Below are 14,129 nucleotides of genomic sequence, written 5' to 3'. Positions count from 1 at the left end.
GTTCATTTGACAAAGGTCATCTCCCTCTTGTCTCCGAGGATGCCCTGGGGGCGGAAGATCACGAGCAGCATGAGCGCGACGCCGACGAAGATGAACACCAGCGTCGATGCCTGGCTGTCGGACATCGGAAGTAGCCCTGCCTTGGCCATCGACGGGAGCAGGTTCGCCATGAACGCGAACACGACCCAGAAGAGGATCGCGCCCAGCGTCGGACCGAACACGGTGGCGGCGCCGCCGAGGAGCAGGACCGTCCACAGGAAGAAGGTCAGCGAGGTCGAGTAGCTGCCGGGGACGACGGCGGAGGGGAGGACGAACACGATCCCGCCGGCCGCTCCGATCACGCCACCGACGACGAGCGCCTGCATCTTGTAGGCGAAGACGTTCTTGCCGAGCGAGCGCACGGCGTCCTCATCCTCGCGGATGCCCTTGAGCACGCGGCCCCAGGGGCTGCGCATGAGCGACCACACCAGCAGGATCGCGACGAGCAGCACGATGAGTCCGAACACGCGGTTCCACAGGTCGTTCGCGCTGTAGGTCCACGGGCCGAAGCCGTAGGTGCCAGGGGGGAACGGGTTCGCGTCGCGGAAGCCGCCGTTGTACTGCGCGAGTCCGTCCGCCGAGTTGGTGAACTCGTCGAAGACCTGCGTCGTGAACAGCAGACGGACGATCTCCCCGGCGGCGATGGTCGCGATGGCCAGATAGTCGGCGCGCAGTCGCAGCGTCGGGATGCCGAGCAGCACGGCGAACAGGGCGCCGCCGATCAGGCCGATCAGCATGCCGATCCACCAGGGCAGACCGAAGCTCAGCACGGAGATGGCGTAGCCGTAGCCGCCGATGGCCATGAAGGCCGCCATGCCGAAGTTGAGCAGTCCGGCGTAGCCGAAGTGCACGGCGAGTCCGGTAGCCGCCAGGGCATAGGCCAGCGTGACCGGGCTGAAGAGGTAGACGGCGGTGTTGGAGAAGATGCTTCCGAAGTCCATGGTGATCAGCCCAACCTTTCCCTGCGTCCCAAAAGCCCTTGTGGTCTGACGAGCAGGATCACGATCAGCACGACCAGCGCACTCGCGTACTTCAGGTCGGACGGGATCCACAGCGTCGAGACCTCGACCGCGATGCCGACGATGAGCGAACCGACGAGCGCGCCGAACGCCGTGCCGAGACCGCCCAGGGTGATCGCGGCGAAGATGAGGAGCAGCATTTGCATGCCCATGTCCCACTTCACGCCGGGGCGGAAGTACGCCCACAGGATGCCGGAGATCGCGGCCAGCGTGCCGGAGAGGATCCAGACGTACCGGACGACCTTGTCGACGTCGATACCGGATGCGGCGGCGAGCTGTGGATTGTCGGAGATGGCGCGTGTGGCCTTGCCGATGCGGGTGCGGGTCAGGAAGAACGCCACCCCGAGGATCACGATGATGCTCACGCCCATCGCGATCAGATCGATGTAGGAGAGCGAGATGGGCCCGAACTGGATCGGCGTGGGGCTGGCGCCGGGAAGCTGCCGGGTGCCGCCGCCGATCAGATACTGGAACGCATAGCGCAGTGCGAGCGAGAGACCGATGCTGACGATCATCAGCTGGACGACGCCGAGTCCGCGCCGTCGCAGAGGACGCCAGAGCCCGGCGTCGAGCGCCCAGCCGAACAGACCGCCGCCGATCACGGCTGCGGCGATGCCGAGCCAGAGCGGGAGGTGCCAGAAGGTGGTCGTGACCAGGGCGACCAGGCCGCCCCAGGTCACCATCTCGGCGTGCGCGAAGTTCGACAGCCGGGTCGTGCCGTAGATCAGCGCGGCACCCATCGATGCCAGTGCCAGCAGGAGACCGAAGTTCAGGCCGCCCACCAGGCGGGAGAGCAGCTGGTCGATGAAGGAGACCGTGATCCGTTCGCCCTCGCCGAGGAACAGGTTCATGATCTTCGTGCCGGTGAGACCGAACTCGACCTCGAACGATGCCGTCGTCCCGGCGATCGGCTGCGTCCCAGGGGGCAGCAGGCTCGCATCGACGATGACCCCGTCGGGGAGCGTCGACTCGTCGACGGTCAGGGTGTACTTCTCCTTCTCGGGGACGTACAGACGCCACTTGCCCTCGGCGTCCGTCTCGGTCTCGCCCTTGAATCCTTTGCCCTCGATCGACATGACGACGCCCTCGACGGGGGCGTCGTCGAAGGTGATGACGCCGGCGAAGTAGAACTCCGTGACCTCCTGGCCGTCATCCGTCGTCTCGGCCGATGCGGAGGCGGGAGGTTGCAACAGGAATGCGGACAGAGCGATCAGGATGCCGAGGAAAGCGACGACCCAGGGGCGCCTTCTCTGCACGGCGAATGTTGTGGGTCCCACGCAACCTCCACTGTGAGTGCTCTGTCTGCGGCATCGGGTGTGCACCGCAGACCTGGACGGTGCATTTGAGCGTAGTGCGCGATCCCCGATTCACCTACACATCCCTCTGGACCGAGTACAGATATCCCCCTGACGAGGGTCAGCAGCCCTGACATCGGGAATGTTCTCGGGCGCGTCTCGCTTAGAATCTTCATACGGGTTCGCACCCGTGTCGGACGACGTCGACCGCCCCCACACTCACTCGGATTCGCGCGATCAGCGCAGGAGGAGCCCCCATGGAACAGCACGATCCCTTCGGTTTCGTCGGACTGACGTACGACGACGTGCTGCTGCTGCCAGGGCACACCGACGTGATCCCCAGCGAGGCGGACACCTCCTCGCGGATCACACGCCGCATCTCGGTCGCGACGCCGCTGCTCTCGAGTGCGATGGACACGGTCACCGAGTCGCGCATGGCGATCGCGATGGCACGCGAGGGCGGCATCGGCATCCTGCACCGCAACCTCTCCATCGCCGACCAGGCCGCGCACGTCGACCGCGTCAAGCGCAGCGAGTCCGGCATGATCACCGACCCGATCACCACGACAGAGGACGCGACCGTCGAAGAGGTCGACGCGCTGTGCGCCAAGTACCGCATCTCCGGTCTTCCCGTGGTCAACGCCGACGGCACCCTGGTGGGCATCATCACGAACCGCGACATGCGCTTCGTGTCGGGCTTCGAGCGCCAGACCACCTTCGTCAAGGACGTCATGACGTCCGAGGGACTCGTCACCGCTCCCGTCGGCGTCGCCGCCGGCGAGGTCATCGCGCTGTTCGCGAAGCACCGCGTCGAGAAGCTGCCCCTGATCGACGACGACGGCAAGCTCGCCGGCCTCATCACCATCAAGGACTTCGACAAGAGCGAGAAGTACCCGCTCGCCACCAAGGACGACCAGGGACGCCTGCGCGTCGGCGCGGCCATCGGATTCTTCGGTGACGCGTGGGAGCGCGCGGAGGCGCTGCGCGATGCCGGAGTCGACGTGCTCGTGGTCGACACCGCCAACGGTCAGTCCCAGGGCGTCATCGACCTCGTCCGCCGTCTGAAGGCGGACGAGTCGTTCGCCCACATCGACGTCATCGGCGGCAACGTCGCCACGCGCGAGGGTGCCCAGGCGCTCATCGACGCGGGAGTCGACGCCGTGAAGGTCGGCGTCGGACCCGGATCCATCTGCACCACCCGCGTGGTCGCCGGCGTCGGAGTCCCCCAGGTCACGGCGGTCTACGAGGCCTCGCTCGCCGCACGCCCCGCCGGGGTCCCGGTGATCGCGGACGGCGGCCTGCAGTACTCCGGCGACATCGCCAAGGCGCTGGTCGCAGGCGCCGATGCGGTCATGCTCGGTTCGCTCCTCGCCGGAACCGACGAGTCGCCGGGTGAGATCGTCTTCCAGTCCGGCAAGCAGTTCAAGCAGTACCGGGGCATGGGCTCGCTCGGCGCGATGCAGACTCGCGGCAAGCAGACCTCGTACTCGAAGGACCGCTACTTCCAGGCCGACGTGCCCAGTGACGACAAGCTCATCCCCGAGGGCATCGAGGGGCAGGTGCCCTACCGCGGCCCGCTCGGAGCCGTCGCCTACCAGCTCGTCGGCGGGTTGCGTCAGTCGATGTTCTACGTCGGCGCCCGCACGATCGAGGAGCTCAAGCAGCGCGGCAAATTCGTGCGTATCACCTCGGCCGGGCTCAAGGAGTCCCACCCGCACGACGTGCAGATCGTCGTCGAGGCTCCCAACTACAAGAAGTAGGAGCACGTCGCCGGATCACGGCTCGCGCCAGGACAGCTCTTGGGCTCGAGCCGTGATCGGCCTACCCTGGCAGGCATGTGCCGCAACATCGTTCCCCTGAACAACTTCGAGCCCGCCGCGACCGACGACGAATGTCACGACGCCGCACTGCAGTTCGTGCGCAAGATCTCGGGAACCACCAAGCCGTCCAGAGCCAACCAGGCCGCGTTCGACGAAGCGGTCGAGCAGATCGCGCGCGCCACACGCCAGCTCGTGGACAGCCTCGTGACCGCGGCCCCGCCGAAGAAGCGCGAGGACGAGGCTGCGAAGCGTCGGGCCCGGTCGGCCGAGCGGTACGAAGCCATCCGTGTCTATCAGCAGGAGAAGCGCGCCGCGCGCGCGACGGCATCCTGAGTTGAAGTGCGCTCTCCGATGCCCTGCCTCGCGTCGCGCTGCGCACGAGACGCCTGGTCGCGCGGGGAAAGTCGTGACGGAGCGCCGCGCGCCGCGCGATCACGCCTATGCCAGAATCGACTCAAAACCCCGCTCGACTTTCCCGCTGAGTTTCCGGTGTTGAAGGGCACCGAGAATTCGCCGTCGGCTTGATCACCGACAGGGAATCTCCCCAAGGAGAGCTGTATATATGCCTGAGGATGCACCCCGCGTTCTCGTCGTCGATGACGACCCGGACGTCGCCCTGCTCGTGAAGACCGTGCTGGAGAGGCGCGCCGGCTGTGTCGTCGACCTCGCCGCGGACGGTCGAGCCGCGATCGAACGCGTCGGCGCCGTGCGTCCTGACCTCGTCATCACCGACATCGAGATGCCAGGGCTGAACGGGCTCGAGCTGCTCGCCGAGCTGCGTCGCCTGATCCCGACCGTCCCCGTCGTGGTGATGACCGCGCACGTCTCCGTCGATTACGCGGTCTCGGCTCTGCGCGCCCAGGCCGACGAGTTCCTCACCAAGCCGCTCGACAACGTGCGCCTCGTGGAGACCGTCGGACGCCTGATCGAAGAGGGGCGGCGCCGCAAGGAAGCGAGCCGGCCGAAGGACGTGGTGCTCGCGATCGGCGCGCACCCCGACGACGTCGAGATCGGCGTCGGCGGCCTCCTGGCAGCGCATGCGCAGGCCGGAGACGATCTCACGATCCTCACCCTCTCGCGCGGTGCGCGCGGGGGCGATGCGGACAGCAGGCAGAACGAGTCCCTCGCCGCCGCAGAGATCCTCGGCGCCCGGCTCTTCCTCAAGGACCTGATCGACACCGAGATCTCCGGCGGCGGTGCGACCGTGCGCCTGATCGAGGAGGTCGTTCGCGAGATCCAACCGACCATCGTCTACACGCACTCGCAGAACGATCGCCACCAGGACCACCGGGCGGTGAGCGAGGCCACGATCGTCGCGACCCGTCGCGTGGGCACCGTCGCGTGCTACCAGAGCCCGTCGTCGACGATCGACTTCCGGCCGACGCGGTTCGTGCGGATCGACAAGTACCTGCCGCAGAAGCTGCGACTGCTGGAGTGCTTCCAGTCGCAGACCGCGAGCCGTGACTACCTCGACCCCGACTTCGTCAGCGCCACAGCACGCTACTGGTCCCGCTTCGGCGGGGGGATCGCGGTCGAACCGCTCGAGGTCGTCCGCGAGACAGCCGAGTTCGTCGGAGCGCACGAACTCTCACGACGGGAGAGCTGATGACCACGCGAGTACTGGTGACCGGAGCCGGGGGACCCGCCGGAGTCGCCGTGATCAGGTCTCTGCTGCGCCGCTCCGACCTGACCGTGTTCGCCGCAGACATGGACGGCTGGGCGAGCGGCCTGTACCTGGTGCCGGCCGAGCAGCGTCGACTGCTGCCCCCGGGGCGTGACGAGGACTTCGTGCCCGCACTCGCGCGGTTCGTGGCGGAGGACGCGCTCGACCTCGTGATCTCCACCGTCGACGTGGAGCTCGTGGCGGTCGCCGCTCGCCGCGAGGAGCTGGCCCCGGCCGTGCTGGCAGCTCCCTCAGCGGAGACGTTGGACATCGCGCTCGACAAGCTCTCGCTCGCCGAGCGGTGCGCACCGACGGGGTTCGCACCCCGCACGGTTCTCGCCGGCCCCGACGCGCAGAGCGTGGACTGGGAGTTCCCGGTCTTCGCCAAGCCCCGCCAGGGGGCGGGCAGTCGCGGTGTGCGCCTGGTCCCGGATCGCGCCGCGCTCGACGCGCTGCCTCTGGACGAGGGCCTCATCGTGCAGGACTTCCTGCCGGGCGAGGAGTACTCGGTCGACGTGATCGCCGACGCCGACGGCAACATCGTCGCCGCGGTGCCGCGGACGCGTGCGCGGGTGGACTCGGGCGTCGCGATCGCCGGCCGCACGGTGCGCGACCCGGAGCTCGAGGAGACGGCCGCCGCCCTCGCGCGGGCGATCGGCCTCGTCGGCGTCGCCAACGTGCAGCTGCGACGCGATCGGTCGGGCCGCGCGGTGCTGCTGGAGATCAACCCGCGCTTCCCCGGCGCGCTGCCGCTGACCATCGCGGCGGGCGTCGACATCCCGTCGCTCGTCGTCGATCTGTTCCTCGGGCGCGAGCTGCCGGCGCTGGTGCCGTTCCGCGAGGTCGCCTCGGTGCGCTTCCTGGAGGACATCATCGTCGAGGTGGAGGACGTGCTGGTCTCGGCGCATGCCGGGCATCAGGAGGAATCGTGAGCCACGCGGCGCTGCGCGGTGACCACCACGTGCACTCCACGTTCTCGGACGACGCGGTCTCCACCCTCGCCGAGAACGTCGCCGCGGCCGCGGCCATCGGGCTCACCACGCTGCGGCTGGTGGACCACGTGCGCCAGAGCACGACGTGGGTGCCCGAGTACCTCACGGCCGTGCACGCGCTCGAGGTCCCGGAAGGGCTGACGGTCCTCACCGGCGTGGAGGCGAAGATCCTCAACGCCGCCGGTGACCTCGACATCCCCGCCCTCCCCGCCGGGATCGACCGCATCCTGATCGCCGATCATCAGTTCCCCGGCGTCGATGGCCCCCTCGGGCCCACCGCCGTGCGCGAACTCATCGCGGACGGGTGGGCGGAGGCCGACGTGCTCGACCAGTTCGTCTCGGCGTTCATCTCGGCGATGCAGCGGTATCCGGGCAACCAGCTCGCGCACTGCTTCTCGCTCCTGCCCAAGATCGGGCTCGCCGAGAGCGACCTGGGCGCGGAGCGGGTGGAGGCATGGGCGCGCGCCGCGGCCCAGACCGGAACGCTGGTCGAGGTCAACGAGAAGTGGGGATGCCCCGAAGCCCCGACACTCGCGGCTCTGCGCGCCGCCGGGGTCGAGATCGTGGCCTCCACAGACAGTCACGTCGCCTCGGATGTCGGACGCTACAGTCGCGTCAGCGCCCTGCTGGCAGAGTTCTCGGATTCCTGATGGCGGATCTCACCTGGCTCGAGACGGTCTTCGTCATCTTCCTGCTGATCTGCGTGTTGGTGGGCACCCTGCCCGTGATCAACACCGGACTGCAGTTCCTGTCGCTGCCGCTGCACGCGTTCCGCAATCACTACGCGAAGGCCGCGCCGTACCATCCCAACGTGGCGGTGCTGATCCCGGCGTGGAACGAGGGTCTGGTCATCGGCCCCGCGATCGAGCGGCTGCTCCAGCTCGAGTACCCCGCCGACCGTCTGCGCGTCTTCGTCGTCGACGATGCTTCGACGGATGACACCCCGGACATCGTCAACGCCAAGGCGGCCGCCTACCCCGGCCGCGTCGTGCATCTGCGCCGCGAGGTCGGCGGCGAGGGCAAGGCGCACACGCTGAACCACGGGCTCGACATCGTGCTCGCGGACGAGTGGACCGAAGCCGTGCTCATCATGGACGCCGACGTCATCTTCGCCAGGGACTCCCTCCGCAAGCTCACCAGGCACCTCGCCGACGAGAAGGTCGGCGCCGTCACCGCCTACATCGCCGAGGGCAGCAGGGACCGCAACTACCTCACCCGCTTCATCGCCATCGAGTACGTCATCGGGCAGCTCTCCGCCCGGCGTACCCAGAACGTCGGAGGCGCGATCGCGTGCCTCGCCGGAGGAGCGCAGCTGCATTCGCGTGCCAACCTGGAGGCGATCGGGGGGCGGATCCCCACCGGGACGCTCGCTGAAGACACCATGACGACCTTCGAGAGCCAGCTCAAGGGCCGCCGGATGGTCTTCGAGCCGCACGCCGTCGTCTACGCGGAGGAGCCGCGTACGGTCGACAGCCTGTGGAAGCAGCGTCTGCGCTGGGCGCGCGGCAACGTGCAGCTCACCTCGATCTACCGCAAGCTGTGGTTCCGTCCCAGCCGCGCGCACAATCTCGGGAGCATCCCGTTCGGGCTCGCATGGTTCACGATCCTGCTGCTGCCGGCGTTCATGATCCTGGCAGCGGCCGCCATGCTCACGCTGCTCATCCTGCACAGCGAGATAGCCGACTTCGTCTTCCGCTTCATGTGGATCTCCGCGGCCTGCATCTACCTGTTCTCGATGCTGTACTCGGTGCAACTCGATCCTCGGATCGGGCGGCAGTCGTGGCGGGAGGCGCTGATGTTCCCCGGACTCGGCGCACTCCTCCTGATGGCGATCGCGCTGTTCCCCTGGCTGTTCGAGCGGGGGCTGGCCGACCTCGGTATGGCGCTCACCGATCGGACCCGCTTCACCTGGGCCGTGATCTTCTACCTGTGGGGGCCGATCTCCATGCTGGGGATCTGGCTCGCGCGTGCCGTCGAGCGTCTCCCCGGCGGCCGCTTCTTCGCCGGACTGCTGCTCTACATCTGCGGGTACGGCTCACTGCTGTGCGCCATCACCGTGGACTCGTACATCAAGGAGTGGCGTCGTGCCGACGCCTCATGGATCAAGACCGAGAAGATCGGAAGGGTCGACTCATGACCCAGACACCCCCGCAGAACTCGGAAGCCGAGGAGATCGAGGAGGACCGTCGCCGCGAGTTCCGCCTCGTTCCGCAGGCCCTGCTCGCCCTGGCGATCGTGGTCGTCGTCGTGATCGTGCGAGAGATGTTCCTCCGGTGACCGGTCGGCCGCTCGCGCTCGTCGTGGAGGACAGCGCTGATCAGACCGCGCTGCTGCGCCGCTACCTCGACCGCGAGGGCTTCGACGTCTTCGCCGCGGCAGATGCGGAGGCCGCGATCGCCGCGTTCTCCGACATCGACCCCGTCGTCGCGGTGCTCGATCTGCTGCTGCCGGGGATCTCCGGGCAGGAATGCGCGGCGCTGGTGCGCGAACGCTTCCCCGCGTGCTTCCTCGTGATCAGCTCGGTCCTCGACGCCGCGGACTATCCGCCCGCGGATGCCGCACTGCCCAAGCCGATCGTCGGAGCCGACATGCACGAGATCCTGAGGCGGGTGCAGCGGTGAACGCTGCGACGCCTCGGGACCGCGCCGAGCACAGCTGGTACCGGCTGTTCGACAACCCGAGCCCGTTGCTGAAGCAGTCGCCGACGACGATCGCGATCATCGTCGCCGCCCTGGTGGCCTGGCTCAACCCCGATCTCGCGTTCGAGCAGGGGTTCGCCGCTCTCGCCGGCATCGCCATCGTGCTGCTCGCCACCGTGCACGCCGCCATCCTCAGCGCACTGCGCGTGTACGAGGGCTGGGTGGTGCTGATCATCCCGATGATCGACATCCTCGGACTCGGACTCTTCCGGGCCGGCACGGGCGGCGCCTCGTCGATCTTCGGATCGCTCGTGCTGCTGCCCGTGGTGTGGATCGCGGCGGCGCCCGGCATCCGCTACGTGTTCGTCGTCGGAGGCCTCACCTCCCTCGCCCTGCTCATGCCGTACTTCGCCAGCCCGCCGGACACCTCCATCGAGTGGCTGCGCGGTGTCATCGGACCGCTGGTCTTCTCGGCGATGGCCGCGGTCGTGAACGAGCTGTCGCGCCAGCAACGGGTGCGCGCCGAGCAGGCGGAGCGGCTGGTGGCCGAGCGCACGGCGGCACTGACCGACAACGTCGCGATGCTCGTGCAGCTGCGCGAGAAGGAGCTGCAGAACCAGGTCCTTGTCGACTCCTACGAGGGGCTGTGGTCCTCGATCACCGTGCAGGCCGTCATCGGAACCGATGACGCGGGACGCATCACAGCCTGGAACCCCGGTGCGGAGCGGCTCCTCGGCATCACCTACGCCGAGGCGATGCAGGATGTGCGCGTCGACCGCTTCTTCCCGGATGCCGTCCTCACGATGCTGGCTCAGGACTGCCCCGCAGGGACGGAGCCGCGAGAGACCCCCGAGCTCGCCCACGGCGTGCAGGCGCTGTTCGCCCGCGTCGACGACGAGCAGATCGTCGACGGCGACCTGGCGGTGACCACGGCCGGAGGGACGACGGTTCCCGCCCGTGTGACCATCACGCCGCACAGGGACGGGGACGGGGCCCAGCAGGGCTACCTGTTCGTCGTGACGGACGAGAGCAGGGCGGTCGAGGTCGCGCGCATGAAGGACGAGTTCGTCGGGATGATCTCCCACGAGCTGCGCACGCCGTTGAGCGCCATCATCGGCTTCCTCGACCTGTTGCAGAACGACCCAGGGCAGCCGCTCACCGACGATCAGCAGGAGTTCGTCGGCATCATCGAGCGCAACGCGCAGCGCCTGCTCAACCTCGTCGGAGATCTGCTGTTCAGCGCCCAGGTCGAATCGGGCCGGTTCCCGCTCGACCGCACCGATGCCGACCTTGCAGAGCTCGTGCGTTCGGCCGTGGTCTCGGCGGGTCCGCACGCCCAGCGCGAGGGCATCACCCTCACGGCCGATGTACCGGATGCGCCGGTGCGCGCACTGGTCGATCCGGGCCGGATCGGTCAGGCGATCGACAACCTGCTCTCGAATGCGATCAAGTTCACATCGGCAGGCGGCAGTGTGACGGCGCGCCTGATCCTGGTGGATGGCGGCGTGCAGATCTCGGTGCGCGACACCGGCGTCGGCATCCCCGAGGACGAGCAGGGGATGCTGTTCACCCGCTTCTTCCGCGCATCGACCGCCACGCAGAACGCCGTGCCAGGGGTCGGTCTGGGGCTCACCATCACCCGGGCGATCGTGATCGCCCACGGAGGAGTGATGGACGTCGAGAGCGAGGAGGGCGTCGGAACCGAGTTCCGGTTCACGCTCCCGGCCGCGCCGCGCACCGAGGTGCTGACGACGCTCAGCATCGCGGAGTGACGACCTCGCCGGTGACGGCGGTCTCGCCGGTCAGCTGATAGCCTGGTCGGCTCGACAGTTGCGGGCGGAAGGACGGCCTCGCACGGTGGGCTACATCGATGTCTCAGGTATTTCACTCACACTGCCGGACGGCAGACCTCTTCTCGACGACGCGACCTTCCGGGTCGGGCAGGGATCGACCAGTGCGCTGATCGGACCGAACGGCGCGGGCAAGACCACGCTGCTGCGGATCATCCGCGGGGATCAGGTCGCCGATGACGGCGTCGTGACGATCGACGGCGGACTCGGCGTCATGGATCAGTTCGTCGGCCACGGGGAGCCGGGTCAGACCGTGCACGAGCTGCTCGTCCGCGTCGCGCCTCGGCGCATCCGCGCGGCGGCTCAGGCTCTCGAGGCGGCGGAGAACGCCCTGATCGAGCGCGATGAGCACGACACCCAGATGGCCTACGCCTCGGCCATCGCGGAGTATGCGGATGCCGGCGGCTACGAGCACGAGACCGTGTGGGATCAGTGCACGGTGGCCGCCCTGGGCGTGCCGTTCGAGCGCGCCCGCTACCGCGAGCTGACCACGCTCTCGGGCGGCGAGCAGAAGCGGCTGGCGCTCGAGGCGCTGTTGCGCGGACCGGATCAGGTGCTGCTGCTCGACGAGCCGGACAACTATCTCGATGTGCCGGCGAAGCGTTGGCTCGAGGAACAACTGCGGCAGACCGCCAAGACCGTGCTCCTGGTCTCGCACGATCGCGAGCTCCTTGCCCGTGCCGCGGATCGACTCATCACGCTCGAACCCGGCGGAGCGGGGGCCACCGCGTGGGTGCACGGCGGCGGCTTCGGCACGTACCACCAGGCGCGCAGCGACCGGATGGACCGGCTCGACGAGATGCGTCGGCGGTGGGACGAGCAGCATGAGAAGCTGCGGGTCCTGGTGGCGAACCTCAAGGTCAAGGCCTCGGCGAACGACGGCTTCGCCTCGCGGTATCAGGCCGCTCAGACCAGACTCCGCAAGTTCGAGGAGGCGGGTCCGCCCGAGGAGCGTCCGCCGGCGCAGGACTTCGATATGCGCCTGCGCGGAGCGCGCACGGGCAAGCGCGCGGTCGTGGCGCATCAGCTGGAGTTGAGCGGCCTCATGAGGCCGTTCGACGCGGAGGTCTGGTACGGCGACCGCGTGGCCGTGCTCGGCTCGAACGGTTCCGGCAAGTCGCACTTCCTCCGGCTGCTCGCCCGTGGCGGCACCGATCCCGATCCGTCGCTCGGTCACGTGACATCGACGGGGGAGCAGCTGAGCGAGGTCGCGCACACCGGGCGGGCGGTGCTGGGTGCGCGTGTGGTGCCGGGGCTGTTCGCCCAGACGCACGCGCATCCGGAGTTCGTCGGTCGCACGCTGCTGGAGATCCTGCATCGCGGCGACGACCGTCGTGCGGGGATGCCGCGTGACGCCGCCAGCTCGGCCCTCGACCGGTACGGACTAGTGCGCCAGGCGCAGCAGACCTTCGAGTCGTTGTCGGGTGGACAGCAGGCGCGGTTCCAGGTGCTGCTGCTCGAGCTGTCCGGCGCGACGCTGCTGCTGCTCGACGAGCCGACCGACAACCTCGACATCGAGTCGGCCGAGGCGTTGGAGCAGGCGCTCGAGCGCTTCGAGGGCACAGTGCTCGCGGTCACGCACGACCGCTGGTTCGCGCGCTCCTTCGATCGGTTCCTGGTGTTCGGCTCCGACGGTGCGGTCTACGAGTCCGGCGAGCCGGTGTGGGACGAGCGCCGCGTGGTGCGTGCTCGCTGATGCCCTCACCTCAGGGAGCGAGGCGGAACGGTTCGGCGGCGCGGGCGGAGGGGTCGAGTGCGAGGTCGGCCAGCACGGCGCCGATGCCGGTGGCGAACTTGAACCCGTGCCCCGAGAATCCGGCGCCGACCACGACATGGCCCCGGCGATCGAGCACGAACGTCCCGTCCGCTGTCGAGGTGTAGGTGCAGCTGATCGGCACAGCGCTGTCGGGGTCCAGCCCCGGCATCCACTCCCGCACGTACGCCGCGAGTGCCGCCTGGTGCGTCGGGATGTGCGGACGGGCATCGGGGTCGACCTCGTCGCCGGCCAGGTGGAAGCCCACTTTGACGCCCTCGCCGGGCGTCGGCATGCCGTACACGGTCGCCGGGTAAGCGGACGGATCGGTGTAGTGGTTGAACGACGGCCACGCCGCATCGGTGCGCGGCGCGAAGTGCGCCGGCGTCTCCTCGGTCACCGTCAGCGCGGGCAGGCCGATCCGCGACAGGAGCTTCTGCGTCCAGGCGCCGGCGGTGACGACCACCGTGTCGGCGTGCAGGCGGCTGCCGTCGGCGAGCTCCACCACGGCGCCGTCCGGCGTCTCGCCGATGTGGGCGACCGGAGTGCTCCAGCGCACCTCGCCGCCGGCGGCCAGGATCCGCCGCTCCAGCTCGCGCAGGGCATCCGCTGCCCGCACCACCCCGGCGTCGGATGACCAGAGCACGTCGCCCTCGAACCGCATCCCTGGCCAGCGACCGGTCGCTTCGGCGGCGGAGATCAGCTCGGACGGGATGCCGCGGGCGGCGAGACCGTCACGCACGGCTGCGACGTCGACATCCCCGTGCGTCACGAGGCCGTGCAGCCGCAGCAGCGGTGCGCCGTCGACGTCGCCCAGTGCGTCCCATCCGGCCCTGGCGCGCACCAGCAGGTCGAGGTAGTGGTCCTGATCGTAGGCGTTGTTGAAGTTGCGGGTCGCGCCGTGCGACGCCCCCTCCCGGTGGCTGCGGGCGAAGCGCTCCAGCACGACGGGGCGACGCCCGCGCCTGGTCAGCTCCCAGGCCGTCGCGAGCCCCATCACGCCGCTGCCGACCACGGCGACGTCCACCGCATCCGTCCTCATGCCTGCCTCCCGATGTC

At 68.8% G+C, this 14,129-nt stretch carries 13 protein-coding genes; 10 read left to right on the top strand and 3 right to left on the bottom strand.

Going from position 1 to position 14,129, the window contains the following annotated elements:
* Positions 1-2: 2 nt before the first annotated feature.
* A complete protein-coding gene (locus tag ACIOVG_RS02910; protein WP_400868864.1) occupies positions 3-980 on the bottom strand; it encodes a branched-chain amino acid ABC transporter permease in 978 nt (325 codons plus the stop codon).
* A gap of 5 nt (positions 981-985) precedes the next feature.
* Positions 986-2,335: a branched-chain amino acid ABC transporter permease gene (locus ACIOVG_RS02905; RefSeq protein ID WP_400868862.1), complete on the bottom strand. Its 1,350-nt coding sequence runs from the start codon at positions 2,333-2,335 to the stop codon at positions 986-988.
* Positions 2,336-2,610: 275 nt separating this feature from the next.
* Between ACIOVG_RS02905 and guaB the strand changes: the two genes are divergently transcribed.
* The 10 genes from guaB to ACIOVG_RS02855 all read left to right on the top strand — a co-directional run bounded on the left by guaB (position 2,611) and on the right by ACIOVG_RS02855 (position 13,013).
* A complete protein-coding gene (gene guaB / locus ACIOVG_RS02900) occupies positions 2,611-4,113 on the top strand; it encodes an IMP dehydrogenase (protein ID WP_400868860.1) in 1,503 nt (500 codons plus the stop codon).
* A 75-nt stretch (positions 4,114-4,188) separates the two neighbouring features.
* Positions 4,189-4,506, top strand: a complete 318-nt coding sequence (locus tag ACIOVG_RS02895) for a DUF2277 domain-containing protein (RefSeq protein ID WP_400868858.1) — start codon at positions 4,189-4,191, stop codon at positions 4,504-4,506.
* Positions 4,507-4,735: 229 nt separating this feature from the next.
* Positions 4,736-5,779 carry a response regulator gene (locus ACIOVG_RS02890; protein WP_400868856.1) on the top strand — a complete coding sequence of 348 codons (1,044 nt, stop codon included), beginning with the start codon at positions 4,736-4,738 and terminating at the stop codon, positions 5,777-5,779.
* Positions 5,779-6,768, top strand: coding sequence for an ATP-grasp domain-containing protein (locus tag ACIOVG_RS02885; RefSeq protein WP_400868854.1), 990 nt, complete (start codon positions 5,779-5,781; stop codon positions 6,766-6,768). The genes ACIOVG_RS02890 and ACIOVG_RS02885 overlap by 1 nt, the downstream gene beginning before the upstream one ends.
* Positions 6,765-7,478 (top strand): PHP domain-containing protein, encoded by a 714-nt coding sequence (locus ACIOVG_RS02880; protein ID WP_400868852.1) that lies wholly within the window; start codon positions 6,765-6,767, stop codon positions 7,476-7,478. The genes ACIOVG_RS02885 and ACIOVG_RS02880 overlap by 4 nt, the downstream gene beginning before the upstream one ends.
* Positions 7,478-8,965 (top strand): glycosyltransferase family 2 protein, encoded by a 1,488-nt coding sequence (locus tag ACIOVG_RS02875; protein ID WP_400868850.1) that lies wholly within the window; start codon positions 7,478-7,480, stop codon positions 8,963-8,965. Before ACIOVG_RS02880 ends, ACIOVG_RS02875 begins: the two co-directional genes overlap by 1 nt.
* A complete protein-coding gene (locus ACIOVG_RS02870) occupies positions 8,962-9,105 on the top strand; it encodes a hypothetical protein (RefSeq protein WP_400868848.1) in 144 nt (47 codons plus the stop codon). Before ACIOVG_RS02875 ends, ACIOVG_RS02870 begins: the two co-directional genes overlap by 4 nt.
* Positions 9,102-9,449, top strand: coding sequence for a response regulator (locus ACIOVG_RS02865; RefSeq protein WP_400868846.1), 348 nt, complete (start codon positions 9,102-9,104; stop codon positions 9,447-9,449). The genes ACIOVG_RS02870 and ACIOVG_RS02865 overlap by 4 nt, the downstream gene beginning before the upstream one ends.
* Entirely contained in the window at positions 9,446-11,239 is a 1,794-nt protein-coding gene (locus tag ACIOVG_RS02860; RefSeq protein WP_400868845.1) for an ATP-binding protein, read from the top strand. Before ACIOVG_RS02865 ends, ACIOVG_RS02860 begins: the two co-directional genes overlap by 4 nt.
* A gap of 85 nt (positions 11,240-11,324) precedes the next feature.
* Entirely contained in the window at positions 11,325-13,013 is a 1,689-nt protein-coding gene (locus ACIOVG_RS02855) for an ABC-F family ATP-binding cassette domain-containing protein (RefSeq protein ID WP_400868843.1), read from the top strand.
* A 10-nt stretch (positions 13,014-13,023) separates the two neighbouring features.
* On the opposite strand, the gene ACIOVG_RS02850 is transcribed toward ACIOVG_RS02855, so the two are convergent.
* Positions 13,024-14,112 (bottom strand): FAD-dependent oxidoreductase, encoded by a 1,089-nt coding sequence (locus ACIOVG_RS02850; protein WP_400868841.1) that lies wholly within the window; start codon positions 14,110-14,112, stop codon positions 13,024-13,026.
* Positions 14,113-14,129 lie beyond the last annotated feature (17 nt).

Source organism: Microbacterium sp. NPDC087591, from assembly GCF_044743625.1.
Taxonomy (GTDB): domain Bacteria; phylum Actinomycetota; class Actinomycetes; order Actinomycetales; family Microbacteriaceae; genus Microbacterium.
This window is presented reverse-complemented; position numbering and strand designations above follow the sequence as displayed.

Excerpts from the sequence above, each read along its gene's own strand:
- guaB (WP_400868860.1), top strand. The coding sequence starts at position 2,611 with ATGGAACAGCACGATCCCTTCGGTTTCGTCGGACTGACGTACGACGAC.
- ACIOVG_RS02870 (WP_400868848.1), top strand. The coding sequence starts at position 8,962 with ATGACCCAGACACCCCCGCAGAACTCGGAAGCCGAGGAGATCGAGGAG.
- ACIOVG_RS02850 (WP_400868841.1), bottom strand. The coding sequence starts at position 14,112 with ATGAGGACGGATGCGGTGGACGTCGCCGTGGTCGGCAGCGGCGTGATG.
- ACIOVG_RS02890 (WP_400868856.1), top strand. The coding sequence starts at position 4,736 with ATGCCTGAGGATGCACCCCGCGTTCTCGTCGTCGATGACGACCCGGAC.
- ACIOVG_RS02895 (WP_400868858.1), top strand. The coding sequence starts at position 4,189 with ATGTGCCGCAACATCGTTCCCCTGAACAACTTCGAGCCCGCCGCGACC.
- ACIOVG_RS02910 (WP_400868864.1), bottom strand. The coding sequence starts at position 980 with ATGGACTTCGGAAGCATCTTCTCCAACACCGCCGTCTACCTCTTCAGC.
- ACIOVG_RS02885 (WP_400868854.1), top strand. The coding sequence starts at position 5,779 with ATGACCACGCGAGTACTGGTGACCGGAGCCGGGGGACCCGCCGGAGTC.
- ACIOVG_RS02875 (WP_400868850.1), top strand. The coding sequence starts at position 7,478 with ATGGCGGATCTCACCTGGCTCGAGACGGTCTTCGTCATCTTCCTGCTG.